Annotated in this window: 11 protein-coding genes; 6 read left to right on the plus strand and 5 right to left on the minus strand. The window is 58.2% G+C overall.

Annotated features, from left to right (window positions below; all coding sequences use genetic code 11):
• Positions 1 to 470: 470 nt before the first annotated feature.
• Together FHP24_RS20365 and FHP24_RS20370 are read right to left on the minus strand one after the other, a co-directional pair.
• Positions 471 to 1,802 carry a class-II fumarase/aspartase family protein gene (locus FHP24_RS20365; protein WP_139678071.1) on the minus strand — a complete coding sequence of 444 codons (1,332 nt, stop codon included), beginning with the start codon at positions 1,800 to 1,802 and terminating at the stop codon, positions 471 to 473.
• Positions 1,803 to 1,870: 68 nt separating this feature from the next.
• Positions 1,871 to 2,842, minus strand: a complete 972-nt coding sequence (locus FHP24_RS20370; RefSeq protein WP_139678072.1) for a Bug family tripartite tricarboxylate transporter substrate binding protein — start codon at positions 2,840 to 2,842, stop codon at positions 1,871 to 1,873.
• Between the two features lie 149 nt (positions 2,843 to 2,991).
• On the opposite strand from FHP24_RS20370, the gene FHP24_RS20375 reads away from it, so the two are divergent.
• The 5 genes from FHP24_RS20375 (at position 2,992) to FHP24_RS20395 (ending at position 11,006) form a co-directional block, all read left to right on the plus strand.
• On the plus strand, positions 2,992 to 4,098 hold the full coding sequence (locus tag FHP24_RS20375; RefSeq protein WP_139678073.1) for a GntR family transcriptional regulator: 1,107 nt from the start codon (positions 2,992 to 2,994) through the stop codon (positions 4,096 to 4,098).
• Between the two features lie 26 nt (positions 4,099 to 4,124).
• Positions 4,125 to 4,583 (plus strand): tripartite tricarboxylate transporter TctB family protein, encoded by a 459-nt coding sequence (locus FHP24_RS20380; RefSeq protein ID WP_139678074.1) that lies wholly within the window; start codon positions 4,125 to 4,127, stop codon positions 4,581 to 4,583.
• 10 nt (positions 4,584 to 4,593) lie between these two features.
• Positions 4,594 to 6,096, plus strand: coding sequence for a tripartite tricarboxylate transporter permease (locus FHP24_RS20385; protein ID WP_139678075.1), 1,503 nt, complete (start codon positions 4,594 to 4,596; stop codon positions 6,094 to 6,096).
• 600 nt (positions 6,097 to 6,696) lie between these two features.
• On the plus strand, positions 6,697 to 7,926 hold the full coding sequence (locus FHP24_RS20390) for an efflux RND transporter periplasmic adaptor subunit (RefSeq protein WP_139678076.1): 1,230 nt from the start codon (positions 6,697 to 6,699) through the stop codon (positions 7,924 to 7,926).
• The gene (locus FHP24_RS20395; protein ID WP_139678077.1) at positions 7,923 to 11,006 is read left to right on the plus strand and encodes an efflux RND transporter permease subunit; all 3,084 of its coding nucleotides are present in this window, start codon (positions 7,923 to 7,925) and stop codon (positions 11,004 to 11,006) included. Before FHP24_RS20390 ends, FHP24_RS20395 begins: the two co-directional genes overlap by 4 nt.
• A 613-nt stretch (positions 11,007 to 11,619) precedes the next feature.
• Here the strand turns inward: FHP24_RS20395 and FHP24_RS20400 are convergent.
• Positions 11,620 to 11,898 (minus strand): acyl carrier protein, encoded by a 279-nt coding sequence (locus FHP24_RS20400; protein WP_139678078.1) that lies wholly within the window; start codon positions 11,896 to 11,898, stop codon positions 11,620 to 11,622.
• Between the two features lie 150 nt (positions 11,899 to 12,048).
• Positions 12,049 to 12,819, minus strand: a complete 771-nt coding sequence (locus FHP24_RS20405; protein WP_139678079.1) for a phosphatase PAP2 family protein — start codon at positions 12,817 to 12,819, stop codon at positions 12,049 to 12,051.
• 293 nt (positions 12,820 to 13,112) lie between these two features.
• On the opposite strand from FHP24_RS20405, the gene FHP24_RS20410 reads away from it, so the two are divergent.
• The gene (locus tag FHP24_RS20410) at positions 13,113 to 13,835 is read left to right on the plus strand and encodes a response regulator transcription factor (RefSeq protein WP_139678080.1); all 723 of its coding nucleotides are present in this window, start codon (positions 13,113 to 13,115) and stop codon (positions 13,833 to 13,835) included.
• A gap of 63 nt (positions 13,836 to 13,898) precedes the next feature.
• On the opposite strand, the gene FHP24_RS20415 is transcribed toward FHP24_RS20410, so the two are convergent.
• On the minus strand, positions 13,899 to 14,747 hold the full coding sequence (locus FHP24_RS20415; RefSeq protein WP_139678081.1) for a MipA/OmpV family protein: 849 nt from the start codon (positions 14,745 to 14,747) through the stop codon (positions 13,899 to 13,901).
• Between the last annotated feature and the right edge of the window lie 90 nt (positions 14,748 to 14,837).

Raw genomic sequence — 14,837 nt, forward strand, 5'->3', positions numbered from 1 at the left:
TAAAGTCTTATCTGATAGCAAGCGCGGTGGATGGATCGCCGATGCCCATCGGGAAAAGCGATGGCGGTGGATGCTGCGCTGCAACACAGGCTTGGTTGCCAAGCTCAATCAAGTCGCTGCTGCAGGTTTGCAATATCATTGGCAAGTGGTGCCATAAGACTATCATAATCCGGCAGTTCGCGTTCGCGGAACGTTTTGCGCCAGATTTTGCGATATATGTTTGATAGACGCCGACTAGTCTGCCGAACTGATCTCATTGATTGGCACATTGCGTCCCACAAGTTGCTGTAAGTGCCGCCGATCGTTGATGCCGCGAACAGCAATGAGACATTCCAAATTGCCGGATATAATCCTCTGTAATCAATGATACGGCGCGCTTGGAAATGGAACATGCTAGGTTCAGATCCATCCAGGACATCCAGGACATCCAGGACATCCAGGATGTCCTTGGGTCGCTGGGGTCTGGCTCTCTACGGATTCGTGTTCTTCGCGAGCGTGTCGACAATCGTTTCGGAGCAACCCGTATATCCCGCAGTATCAAGCGTCACCATGTCATGGCCAGCCATTTCCGGATGCTCGGAGATCGCCTGGGTGAATGGTACGCCCTCCATGACAGAGCGCTGTGCCGCCTCGTAGAGCATGTGATGGGCCTTGTGCCGTCCCAGTCTATCGGAAAGCTGCATCATGGCTGCTTCCGACACGATCAACCCGTTGGTGATCTCGACGTTACGCTTCATCGCATCGACGTGAACGACGAGGCCGGTGACGAGACGCGTCAGGGTGGCGGCGACCGAAGCGCCGAGTATGGCAATTTCCGGGACGGCGACGTCAGCAACGTTGGTGGCCGAGGAATCGCCTTCATCCATACGCACCATTGAGCCCAGCATCAGCGGCAGGCGAGCGGACAGCAGCCTGCAGAGGCTGATGAGCAACAATGCGGTGGACGGATTGCGCTTCTGGGCCATGGTCGAGCTACCGACCTTGCCCATATGGAAAGCCTCCTCGACCTCACCGATCTCCGTACGCTGCATGAAGACGACGTCTTGGGCGATCTTCTCAGCCGTCCCGGCAAGCAAGGCGAGAGCGGAAAAATAATCGGTTGCACGGTCGAAGGACGAGCGCATCGGCAGCACCGCGGGCTCAAGCCCAAGAATTCTTGCCATTTCAGCCTCGACCGCTGGCCCCTTTTCGCCCATCGCCGCAAAGGTTCCGATCGCGCCGCCGAGGCACGCGACGAAGGACGGCGAAACGCGATCCCGCAGTCTCACACGATCGCGGCGCACCTCTTCAAGCCAGCCCGTTACCTTAAAGCCGAAGGTCATCGGTAGCGCATGTTGGCCATGGGTGCGGCCAGCCTGCAGCGTGTCGCGATGAGCGAGTGCCAGTTCCGACAACGAGATTTCCGCAGTGGCCAGGCTGGTGTCGATCAGTGCCTGCGTGCGACGCATCTGTAGCGCCACGCCGGTATCGAAAATGTTCTGGGTCGTTGCACCCCAATGGATGTATCCGGCGGCCGGTTCGCCGGCGAATTCTTCCATCTGCCTAAGAACGGGCACGAAGGGATGCTGCGCATGGGCGATATCGCGACTGAGGCGCTCGGTATCGAAACGCTCGTGACGACTTGCTTCAGTGATCGCCGGTACGGCGTCTGCCGGAATGACGCCGAGACGACCCTGAGCCTGCGCAAGCGCGGCCTCGACATCCAGCCATGCCTGCAGAGTCTGCAAGTCGCTCCAGATCTCCTTCGCCTCTTCGCTGAACCAATGGCGGGTGATGAAGGAGTCGAACATTCCTGCAGTCATGACAATTCCGGATCTGTATCAATCAATGAAAGAAAAAAACGCTCCGGCGAACCGGAGCGCCGGGATCACTACTCTACGGAAATCGACGATTCTTCGACGATCTTCTTGTAGGTATTCGCCTGCTCCTCGACGAAGCCGGTAAACTCGCCAACCGGCATTGGGGCCGCAGCAAAGCCTGCATCGGCCAAACGTTTCTTGACGTCATCCTGGGCCAGTGATTCTGCAATTGCATCGCTGATCATCTTGGCAACGGCCTCGTCGGTGCCTGCCTTGACGAACAGTCCTTGCCACAGCGGCAGCGCCAGGCCGTTGAAACCCTCAATCTCGCCGAGAGCGGGGACGTCCGGCAATGCAGCGGCGCGTTCAGCGCTGGTGACGGCCAGAATCCTGATCTTGCCGTCCTTTGCGAAGGGAAGTGCAGTCGAGGTGGTCAGCACGGCAGAATCGAGAATGCCTGCCAGCAGATCGTTTGAAACCTGCGTGCCGCCACGATAGGGGGCATGCAGAAGCTTTACGCCGGCGCGATGGCCGATCATCTCGCCAACGAAATGCTGGGCGGAACCGATGCCCGGAGAGCCGTAGGTTACCGTTTCGGGCTGTTCCTTGGCGGCCGAGACGAGTTCGGCCAGGGTCTTGTAGGGTGATTCAGCCGGTACGGCGATTGCCATCGAGGTCAGCGCGGTGCGACCGACCGGTAAGGTAGATACCTTCCAGTCTATATCCACCGACTTGTTGACCATAGGGACCGCAACCGTGTCGAAGCCGCCGTAATAGAGCGTCGCACCATCGGCCTTGCCGTTGATCAGCTTCTGCAGTGCGATCATACCGCTGGCGCCGGTGGCGTTCTCCACCACGACAGAGCGACCGAGGCGCTTGGTAAGTTCCGGCGCCATGACGCGTGCCGCATAATCGGCACTGCCGCCAGCCGAATAACCGACCAGCAATGTCATGGGACCGCTGTCCTGGGCGAAAGCCGCAATCGGAGATGCGGCCAGCGTGAGCGAAGTCACGGCTGCGGCGATGAAATGACGTCTAAACATTTTTCCTCCCGACTGGATACAATATATATTGTATCGTTAGATATAATCACTTATAGCGTTACTATAGCCGAAAATTCCGCACATCAAGCCAAAATTCAAAATCAATTTTAGCTTGAAGATACATATTGTATTGTATTAAGGAGACGCTCATGTCCGAGACTAGCAAACTCCAATCCTATTTGCGGTCGGTCGCATTGACGGCCCCCCCCGGAGAGCGTCTGCCGACCGTACGGCAGTTGATGCGCGACTTTTCGCTGAGTCAGCAGAACGTCGAGCGCGCACTGAAGGCTTTGAAGCATGAGGGGCTCGTGGCGGCTCATGTCGGTCGAGGCACCTTTTTCACCGGAGAAAATTCCCAACCGCTTGCCGTGTCGCGCAACCTTGCTGGCCAGGACAAAGCTCAGCGCAGTGTCATTTTGCTTCGCCGCTCGTCCAACAATCTTCGCGGACGCTTCGTGCTGGAAGAGTTGCAGCGGCGCCTTTCCGATGCCGGACATGTGACGCTCGAAGTCGGTTACTCCGATCCGGAACATGCCAAGCAGGTTCTTCAAACCCTGCCACGTTTCGATGCCTGCATCGTCCAGAACTCCTTCGATACGATGCCGGTGGACATGATCGCCGCGATCCGACGCAAGACGGAAACGATCGTCGTTGACGGCGCATGGTTGGTTGGTACCGATATCGATGCGGTCGGTTTCGAATGGGGCCAATCGATCGAAACTGCGGTTCAACGCCTGACCGCAACCGGGCATGATTGCATCCATCTTCTCACGACGACGAGTTTCTTTCTCGCCAACGAGATGGGTCTTCACCGTTGGCGGAACCTGCGCGAACGACCGGATCTGGCGCAGATCCTGCAGCCCGAAATCCGCGTCGCGAAACTGCCGCCCAAGGACTACGAGGATGTTGCTGTCGATGCATTTATCAATGCAATCAACGGAGATCAGGCCGCCAGCCGACGCGCGCTGATTATCTGGGGCATTGATGACGGCGCCAAATTCAAGGCCCTGGTTGAGCGGGCAGGGTTGGCCATCCCCCGCGACCTTTCCGTCATCCTTCTCGGCCGCACCGATCTTGCGCCGGAAGCCGGCGGCTTCTTTCACGTGATCGGTTACAGCGCCGCCGATCAGGTCGACGGTGTCTATCGCCGTCTCATCGAGCGCTGGCAGAAGCCGGAGGAGCCCTTCGGGCTCAGGCTACTGCCCATGACAGAACACTCCGGCCCCTCTCTCGGCGGGCAGGCCTCTACAAAATAACCTTCATACCAGGGAGGAAGGTAAGAATGACGCAAATACGCGGACAAAAGGATCTCGGCATCGGGGTGATCTATCTCGCCCTCGGTCTCGCCGGCTTCATCATCGCCAGAGACTATTCCTTCGGCACATCGGGGCGCATGGGGCCGGGTTATTTTCCGACCATCATTTCCGGCCTGCTGATCCTTTTCGGCATCATCGCCATGCTGCGTGGTCTTATGCGTGAAGGTCAGCCGATTGGCAGTCTAAATTGGAAGGGCATGGCGCTGATCACTTTGTCGGTCTGCGCCTTCGGCTATCTCCTGGAAACGGCGGGCGTCATCGTCGCACTCCTGGCGTTGATCCTTATCTCGGCTGCAGCCAGTGAACGGTTCCGCTTCGAATTGCGCGCTGCACTCGGTCTTGTTGCCTTCATCATCGTGTGCGCCGTCGTTTTCATCAAGGGACTCGGCGTCCCCATGCCGCTCATCGGCGAATGGTTCAAGTGAGGCCGAAGTGATGGATATTTTCGCAAATCTCTGGCTCGGTTTCACCGTTGCCGGCACATTCTACAACCTGTTCTATTGCCTTGTCGGCGTTTTCCTCGGCACCGCCATCGGCGTTCTCCCGGGCCTTGGTCCGGTGGCGACGATCGCCATGCTTTTGCCGATTACTTTCGGACTGCCGCCGGAATCTGCTCTGATCATGCTGGCCGGCATCTATTACGGTGCTCAGTACGGTGGATCGACGACTGCTATTCTGGTCAATTTGCCGGGTGAACCATCGTCGGTCGTGACCGCGCTCGACGGTTACCAGATGGCACGTCAGGGGCATGCCGGCCGTGCGCTTTCGACAGCCGCTATCGGATCGTTCATTGCCGGAACGATTTCAACCATCCTGATTGCAGTTTTTGCGCCGGCGCTTGCCGCTGTCGCGCTGCAATTCGGTCCGGCCGAATATTTCTCGCTGATGGCCCTCGGCCTGATCGCCTCGATCGTCATGGCCTCTGGTCCGTTGCTTCATGCCCTCGGCATGATTCTCGTCGGGCTGTTGCTTGGCATGGCGGGTACCGACGTGAACTCGGCCGTGCCTCGCTACACGTTCGGCATGCCGCTTCTCTCTGACGGGCTTGATTTCGTCGTCATCGCCATGGGCGTCTTCGGTCTCGGCGAAATCATTGCCAACCTCGAAGACGAAGCGGATCGCTCGGTCATGACCAAGCGCGTTACCGGTCTGATGCCGTCGAAGGAAGACTGGAAACGCATCATTGCGCCTATCTTGCGCGGCACCGCGCTTGGCTCGTTGCTTGGCATTCTGCCCGGTGGCGGCGCGGCACTCGCCTCGTTTGGCTCCTATTCGTTGGAGAAGAAATTAGCCAAGCATCCGGAAGAGTTCGGCAAGGGCGCAATCGAAGGTGTTGCCGGTCCGGAATCGGCCAACAATGCCGGTGCCCAGACGTCGTTTATCCCGATGCTGACGCTTGGATTGCCATCGAATTCCGTCATGGCCTTGATGATCGGCGCGATGATCATCCAGGGCATCCAACCGGGTCCTTCAGTCATGACCGAGCAGCCCACGCTGTTTTGGGGACTGATCGCATCCATGTGGATCGGTAATGCGATGCTGCTCGTCCTGAACCTGCCGTTGATCGGGCTGTGGGTACGGATGATCGCCATTCCCTACAATTTCCTCTTCCCGATCATCATTGTGTTTTGCGCGATCGGCGTGTTCAGCGTCAACAACAACGCCTTCGACGTGTATATGATGGCGATTTTCGGCGTGGTCGGTTACGTTTTCCGCAAACTTGATGCGGAGCCGGCGCCTATGCTTCTCGCCTTCATCCTCGGCCCGATGATGGAGGAGTTCCTGCGCCGCGCACTGCTTTTCTCGAAGGGCGACCCGAGTGTACTCGTCACCCGTCCGGTCAGCGCCGGTCTTCTGATCGTCGCGGCTGTCCTGCTCGTTGCCGTGCTGTTGCCGTCGGTACGCAAGGGTCGCGAGAAAGCATTTCAGGAAGAGTAGCTGATTTTTCACCCGGACAGATGCGTGCCATTTGTCCGGGCAGCCGCTTCAAACATGCGCGACATTATCTATTTGATTGGCGCACATGCTGGACCTTAACGATCTTCGCCTTTTTTGCCCTCTTTGCCGATCACGGCGGCATAGCGAGGCCTAGCCGGGCATTGGACCTGCCCAAGTCGACGTTGAGCCGCAGACCTCGAGGCTCCTACCTCAAATCGATGCTCGTGGAGCGGAACAGCGATGTCTTTACTTTAACGCGATTAGGGCATCGCTTCCTGCAGCACTGCAGGGATGCCGCCTCCGCAGGTTGTGCGGCTGAGATGGTTCTCCTCGGTGGCGAGCGCTAAATTGCCGGCGATGCCCGTATCAGCCTGTCCTCGGCTCTTCGTGGTGCTGCTTGTGCATGAAGCTCCGGTCGTGGGACACTAGCAGGTAGAAGTTCGGCTCCAGGAACCGCAGCATTGGCAAACCCAGCCGAGCTTTCTGTCCACCGCCGGCGTAACCTTTCTTAACGTGACGACACACTGGCCAAGCGCGTGATCGATACGGTTCCTTTCGGATCATTCGCAGTACCTGCGGATCAAACGGAAGGGTCGATTCATGCAAGGGATATCCCGATCAGTGCTGCCGCAACTGCGTCTTGTCGTGTCGGCATTGGTGGTCTGGCTTGTCTTTCTCTCCGCATCACAAGCTGAAAACCAGACGCCGGTCACGGTCGTCGTCGCCCGGCAGGGGGAGGTGACGGAGAAAATCCCCGTTGTCGGCTCGCTCATCGCCAGGGAGGAGGTAGAGGTTCAACCGTTTATCGAAGGGCGCGTCATCGAGCATATCCTTGCCGAAGTGGGGCAGCGGGTCGAGCGAGGGCAGCCGCTTGCCCTGATCGATACGACCGAAGCGCGAATGCTGCTCGACAAGAATTCCGTGAGCATGCTGCGGGCGAGAGCCGCCGCCGAGGTGGAAGGCAGCAGGCTCGATGTTGCTGCGGTCGGCGAGGCGGAGGCGCGCAAGGCGCTGGAGCGTAGTCGGGCGTTGCAGCCCAAGGGCGCAGTATCGCAACAGCTTCTGGATGAGCACGAAAACGCCCATGCCCGCGCCGTTGCGGAACTAAGACTCGCGCGCCAGTCCCTCGCTCTGGCGGAAGCCGATGCCGAACTGATCGCCCGCGAGCGAAAGGAAATCGCGCTGACGGTCGAGCGCAGCACGGTGAGGGCGCCTGATGCCGGGCTGGTGCTCAAGCGGGCTGCTCGGATCGGCGCGATGACCTCGGCATCCGCAAGCCCTTTGTTTGTCATCGCCAAGGATGCCGCGATCGAATTTGTCACGCAGGTGACCGAAACAAGCTTCATGCGGCTCGACGAGGGCATGCGCGCGCAGATCAGCCTGCCGGGATACGAAGGCCTGCTCGGCGGCAGGTTGCGACTGACCGCAGCGCAGATCGATCCGGTTACCCGCAGCGGTGAGGTACGCATCGAACTTGATGAAACGGATGGACTGAAGCCGGGCGTCTTCGCTCGCGGCAGCATCAACGCCTCGCCACGGCGCAACATTCTCCTGCCTGGAAGCGCGGTCAATACAGCAAGCGGCGCGAGCAATGTCTTCGTGGTCAAAGATGGCGTCGTGGATCGTCGCAACGTGACCGTGGGTGTGCGGCAAGAGGGCCTTGTCGAGATTGTCGATGGGCTCAGCGATGGCGAGATCGTGGTGCTGAAATCCGGTGGGTTTCTCAAAACCCAGGAAAAGGTTCGGCCTGTTCTTGCCGTGTCCGATCGACCGACTGCAAATCATGTCGCTTCGGCTTTTGCCGTCGAACACAGGGAGATGGCGCGATGAACGGCAATATCTCCGCCTGGGCGATCCGCAATCCTCTTCCATCCATCCTTTTTTTCGTGATCCTGGCGGTGGTCGGTCTCTACAGTTTCACCCGCCTGCCGGTCACGCATTTCCCTACGATCATCACGCCTGCAGTCAAGGTAACTGTTGAGCAATCGGGTGCAACGCCGATCGAACTGGAAACCGAAGTTACGCGGCTTGTCGAAAATGCGATCGCGTCGCTTCCGGGCATCAAGGAACTATCCTCCACGATCGGCGAGGGACGTTCGGTCACAACGGTGGAATTCGAACTCGGCCTTGTTTCGCCAGATCGTGCGATGAACGATGTGCGTGACGTGATCGCGCGGATCAGGGGCGATCTGCCAGGAACCATCGACGAACCGATTATCGAGCGCATTGAGGAGGAAGCGCAGTCCATCGTTACCTATGCGGTTGCCAGTCAGGAGATGACGGTAGCCGAACTCTCCTGGTTCATCGACGACACCGTGATGCGAGATCTGCAGGGCCTTTCCGGTGTGGGGCGTATCGATCGGATCGGTGGTGCCGACCGCGAGATCCATGTCGAACTCGATGCGGACCGGCTACAGGCACTCTCGCTTTCCGTGAACTCGGTGAACGAAACGATCATGGAAACCCAGTTCGACCGATCCGGCGGGCGCAGTGATATGGAAGGCCGCGAGCAGGTGCTGACGACCGCCGCCGCTGCCGGTACCGTTGAGGGGATTGCAGAAACGCGTCTGTCGCTTGGTGGTGAAAACTCCGTCCGGTTGGCGGATGTCGCGACTGTGAGCGATATGTTTGCCGAACCTCGTTCATTCGCGACGCTGAACGGCGCCGATGTTGTCGGTTTCTCCGTTTATCGCTCGCAGGGGGCAAGCGATGTGACCGTTGCCAAAGAGGTGGCGGGTGCCGTCGAAAAATTAGGTGTCGGCCATCCCGATCTTCGTTTCGAAATCGTCGATGACACTGTTTCTTATACCTCCGGAAATTATCGGTCGGCGATGCACACGCTGCTCGAAGGAGCGGCACTCTCGATCGTGATAGTTTTCCTGTTCCTGCGTGATTGGCGCGCGACGCTGGTTGCGGCCGTCGCTCTGCCGTTATCGATCATCCCGACATTCTTTGCGATCGATCTGCTTGGCTTCTCGCTCAACATTCTCAGTCTGTTGGCAATCACGCTGGTGACAGGCATCCTGATCGATGATGCCATCGTCGAGATCGAGAACGTTGTCCGTCATCGCAATATGGGCAAATCAGCTTACAGAGCGGCACTCGATGCGTCTGGCGAAATCGGTCTTGCGGTGATTGCGATTTCGGCGACGATCATCGCTGTCTTTGCGCCCGTTGGCCTGATGAGCGGTGTCGTCGGGCTCTACTTCCGGGAATTTGGACTGACGGTGGCAATTGCGGTGTTCTTCTCGCTGTTGGTGGCCCGGATGATCACCCCCGTCATGGCGGCCTATATGATGAGCGCCGCTCACCCGATCGAAGCAAAGCAGGGGAGATTGTTGCTCGGCTACCAGAGTTTTTTGCGACAGACTCTTCGCTGGAAATGGGTGACGGTCATATCCGCCTTCGGGTTATTCATTCTTGCGATGATCGCGCTCATGTCGGTACCGACCACGTTCCTACCGGCAGAAGATTCCGGGCGCCTGACGCTGACTGTCGAATTGCCGCCAGGCTCAAGCCTTGCCGACACCCGTGAGGTAACTGATAGGATCGCGGCCACGATCGGTCAGGTCGATGAGGTCGAAGGTGTGCTGGTTCGGGCCGGATCGAGCATGAGCGGCCAGCAGGACGTGCGTTACGCCGTCGTCTCGATCGATCTCCTGCACAAGGTCGAGCGTAGCCGGTCCTCCTTTGCGATCGAAGCCGAACTTGAAAAGACGTTGATCGACATTCCGGACGTTCGCCTGCGCTTTCTCAACGATCGCGGTGGTCGCGACATATCATTCTCTGTGCTGGGCAGTAACGGTGCCGTCGTTCAGAACGCGACCGACCAAATCCTTCGGGAGATGGCCGCGGACGGTAGCTTCGTCGGACCGACAAGCGATAACGTCGCGATGCGGCCAGAGCTTCGCATGACGGTCGATACCGAGAAAGCGACAACGCTCGGCGTCTCGACCGCAGCCATTGCCAGCACGATGCGGATTTCGACGATTGGCGATGTGGATTCGCGCCTGGCGAATTTCGTCGAAGGCTCGCGCCAAATCCCGATCCGCGTTGTTCTTGATCGAGCCGCGCGAGGCCGATTACCGGTGTTTGAAACGCTGAGTGTGCCGACCGCAAACGGGGGGCAATTGCCGCTGTCCGCTATCGCCGCGATCAGCTTCGACGAGACCGTCGCCGCGATCGATCGCTTCGACCGTCAGCGCCGGATCGAAATCGGCGCTGATATGGCCGCTGGTTTGACTTCAGGGCAAGGGCTTGAGCGCCTGATGCAGCTCGATAGCGTCAAAAAACTGCCTGACGGCGTGCGTGTCCAGGCAACCGGCGATTCGGATACGGAGGGCGATGTCTTCGAAAGCTTTGCGGTCGCGATGGGAGGGGGCATCATGCTGGTGCTTATCGTTCTCATCCTGCTCTTCAAGAGCATAGTGTCGCCCTGGACCATTCTTGCATCTTTGCCGCTTTCCATAGGTGGCGTCGTGGCTGGCCTTCTCATAAGCGGATACCCGATATCCCTGCCCGTCGTGATCGGCATCCTGATGCTGATGGGCATCGTGACCAAAAATGCGATCATGCTGGTTGATTTTGCCATCGAGCGGGAGGCGCATGGGCTTTCCCGTGGTGAGGCGATCGTCGAGGCATGCCGGGAGCGCGTGCGCCCGATCATCATGACGACGCTTGCGATGGTCGGCGGCATGCTGCCGTCGGCTTTCGGGATCGGAGAAGGCGGCGAGTTTCGGGCTCCGATGGCAATCTCCGTGATCGGCGGATTGCTTGTCTCCACCGTCCTATCGCTGATCGTGATCCCATCGCTGCACCTGATCGTCTCGGATATCGGCGATCGCGTCAGTCACGTCTTCCGGCCTTTCCTCCAGTCGGCCGAAGCGGGCTCGAAAGAGATCCGACAATAAGCGCGCCATCACCGCACGGCTTCCCCAGGCCGATCCCTGGCGCGCTTTTGACGGGGCCAGCTTCCGCAGGCTGGCCCCGTCATCTTTTTCTAGGGATTTGACTGAAGCCAATATTGCCCAAGGCAAAATGGCAGCGTTCGTGGAGGGGAGTGAATTGCGATGAGGCAAAAATATCGGGTGGCTGACTGCACGATGCCGCTATGCCTTATGTCAGCGGAAACAATGCTTTTTCGCTAGTGTTTTTCGATTGGCTTCTCAGTTTTCGGGCCGCCGCATTCAGAAGCATGGGGCATTGCGGTTCGGTAGGAAACCTTCCGATGGTGGTCACCTTCCATCAGTCAGGATGCGGCTGACCTTTAATAGCTGCCATCCACCAAAAGCATCAGAATGATGGGGCCGCCTAAAAGAGCTCCGATCACGACGGCCGACACCAGTACCTGGAAGATAAGGCGCGATAGCGTTCTCCGGGCCATTCAGGGCGATCCGTACCTGTTGGATAGCGAATTCCTGCGTGGGTGTTTTGAGCGCGGAGCGCTGCGAAACAAACCTGATCCTGGAACGCACGATAGGCTGTGGTTTTTCCCGGCACTCGTGTGCGTGACACTGTTCAATTTCAAACGCCTGCAAGGCTCTGCAGATGTCTGACAATGTCGCCAACCGTCAGAAATCGGTCAGCCGCATCGTCGCCGATCTTGCAGCCAAATTCTTCCTCGAAGACCATCACCAACTCAGTGATCTCCAGCGAGTCTGCGCAGAGGTCGTGCGACAGGCTAGCCTCTTCAACGACAAGCTCCCTGGGAAGGTCGAGATAGGTCGCAATGATGCCTTTGACTCTGTCATTCAGGTCTTCGTTGGTCGGCCGGCGAAAACCGGCATCGGGTTTAGTTTGCATGTTGGTCAGCTCTTTCGAGATTGCGATGGGAGATGTCTTCACTTGATAATTCGAGATACGTGCCGACAGTCGCCGAGGCGCAAAGTGCGCCCTTCGTCTGCCATCGTTCGGAAGGGCTGGAAACCGTGCGTGATGCCCAAACGCCCGGCCTCATTGAGTGCGCGGATAAGCGATATCAGTCGCGTTCCCACGTCGAGAAGATCCTCGTCGACCTCTATTCGGGTCGAGTTTTTCCCATCGTATTTGGCGCAATAGCCATTCGGCAGCGAACATCACAGCGGTGACGATGAGCATGGAAAGCACGACGTCGGACAGATAGTGGCCTCCAAACAGTATGCGGTTGAAGGACAATGAGATTGCAAGCGACGCGAGCAGGATCTGTACAACCCTGCGCGTCACGTTCCAACCGATCGGGATGAGGTAAACCAGAGACATCATCGCCATTGCACCGGCCGCCTCTCCGGACGTGAATGAACAATTCGACGGGCAGGCCTGGGACATTTCCCAGGCAGCGGTTAGTGGTTGATCGCCCCCCAGGCCAATTGTGTCCCGTGGCCGGGCTCTTCCAAAAGTGTCTTTCAGGAACATATTCACGATGAGCCCAACACCCATTCCATATGTGACCAGGGGAATAACCGCGCGCCCGAAATTGATGCCAGCCGCATCTCTCAAACGGCGCGACGCGATCAAAGCCATCGAAACGCCTATGACAACGACGCCGGCCCAGAAATTCGCCTGCCTGAGCGCCTGGAGAAACCCGTTGTGCCTGAGGGGGAATTGCTCGCCGTCAAAGAAATACCGTGAGACAGCCATATCGATCGACGGATTGAGATAAAACGCCGCGCTCGTCACCATCGTCGTCATTAGTACGAGCGAAAGGTGCAAACCTGCTTGCTTGCTGCGCGGGATCGATGACGTCATAGGTTTGCTCCGAGTTTTCCGGGCAAGCCTAGTATCGGTCACAGGATCAGTTCATTTCGTCTTATTTCCTAATGTTTCGCGCCTCTTTAGCGACGCCTGCCATAGGCTTGTTGAGCGTGTATTGATCGATCAACACGCTGTCCTATCGGTCTTGGAGTGCATTTGGCCTGCGTCCCGTTCGTTGGCTACCGTGACAGCTTCCCAATCCTCGCAACAAAACTTAATAAAGCGAAACATATGCTGTCCTGCCGACATGCGAAACGCGTGCAGTCAGGCGAGTGAGGGCAACAGTGGTGCAAGCAAATTCCGCCAATGCAAAGGTTCTGATTGTCGAGGACGATCCCGAAATCGGCAAGCTGCTTGCGCTGGCCATTCAGGAAAACGGCATGATGGCGACCGTTGCGGAAAACGCGCATGTCATGAATGCCCTGCTGCGCAACAATGAATTCGATCTCATTATCTTGGATGTCATGCTGCCCGGCGAGGATGGCCTGAGCATCTGCCGGCGTATCCGCTCGGAAAAAACGACGCCGATCATACTTTTGACCGCGCTCGGTGAAGAAGTCGATCGTATCGTCGGGCTGGAGGTCGGAGCCGATGACTATGTCACCAAGCCGTTCAGCCCCCGCGAAGTCGTCGCCCGTATCCGCAGCCTGCTTCGGCGCGCCTCCTATGGCTTGGTGACTACCGCGGTTCAGCGAAAACTGCGCTTCGAGGGCTGGCAGATCGACCCGCTGCGCCGCCAGTTGCACGATCCGAGCAATGCCCGGGTTGCGGTGACGACGACGGAATTCGACCTGCTGCTTGCCTTCTGCCGCAATCCGGGCCGGGTGATTACCCGCGAAGAGCTTCTTTCGCTCACCCATACCGGTCTTGCAGGGCCGATCGAGCGTAGCGTCGATGTTCATATCAGCCGTCTTCGGCAGAAGATCGAGGCGGATCCGAAGACCCCCGTCCTGCTGCAGACGGTGCGACTTGGCGGTTACATGTTTACCGCGAATGTTGAGCAGTCCTAACGACTGGAAACAAAGAGGCCGGGCAGGACGCCCGGCTTCGGTCATCTGACGTGTCTGTCCTTGTCAGAACTTGTAGCCGACAAAAAGGGAGGCGGAAGGCTGTGTTTTTTCTTCCACGATCGGGCTGTCCGCAGCGTCGCCGGTGAGGAAGCCTACGCCTGCCTCACCGCGGACAAGCCAGTTTTCGCTCAACATGTAGATTGCCGATGCCGAAACGTTGACGCGCTTCAGGCCGGCTTCTGCCTTATATTCGGATAGACCGGATCTTGCCGATTGGGCGGCAGTCACACCGAAATAGGATTCCATGTGCTTGTCGTTGGCAACCACCGCCTCGACACCCGCACCGAGGATGAGCCGTTCCGTTACCGGCGCCTGATACTCGGCACCAAACGTGCCGATCAGGCTCTCGCTGCCATTGATCGTCTGGTCGACGCTGGCATATATTTCAAAGCCGTTCCAGTTGTAGGACGCCTTGGCGCCGACGGTGGCCGCGAAGTCAATGTCGCCCAGCCCTTCCAGGCGGTCCGCGTCGTCATCGTCGCGTCCGCCCTCGTAGCCAACCTTGGCCGCGAGTGCGAAGCCGTCGTGACGGAGCGCGGTTATCGTCACGCCTCTCGGATCAATTTCCAGCCATTCGCCGTAGCTGAAAACCACGAATGGTACAGGTTGTATCTGGAAGTCTTTGCCGCCTTCATATTCAGGTTCGTAGATAGCCCCGGCGCCAACAATAAGGCTCCAGCTGCGTTCCGGTTTCTCCTTGTTGAACCGTTCCTCATCGAATGGCGGTTCAGGGGGCTGTCCTGACAGGCTCGCATCGGCGGCAAGCGTGATCGAAGCCGTGCCGACGATCGCAAGCGTGGCGTATAAGGCGCTTGCGAGAAGTCGCCGATCGGTCCGTTGGATAAAAGACATGGGTGCTCCAGTGATTTGACACGGGCGTCACCCCGAAAAGCGAGCCGTGTTTGCAACGCATCTGTCCTGTCACGGGCGGAGCCGACACGG

The organism is Aliirhizobium smilacinae (assembly GCF_006335145.1).
Taxonomy (GTDB): domain Bacteria; phylum Pseudomonadota; class Alphaproteobacteria; order Rhizobiales; family Rhizobiaceae; genus Neorhizobium; species Neorhizobium smilacinae.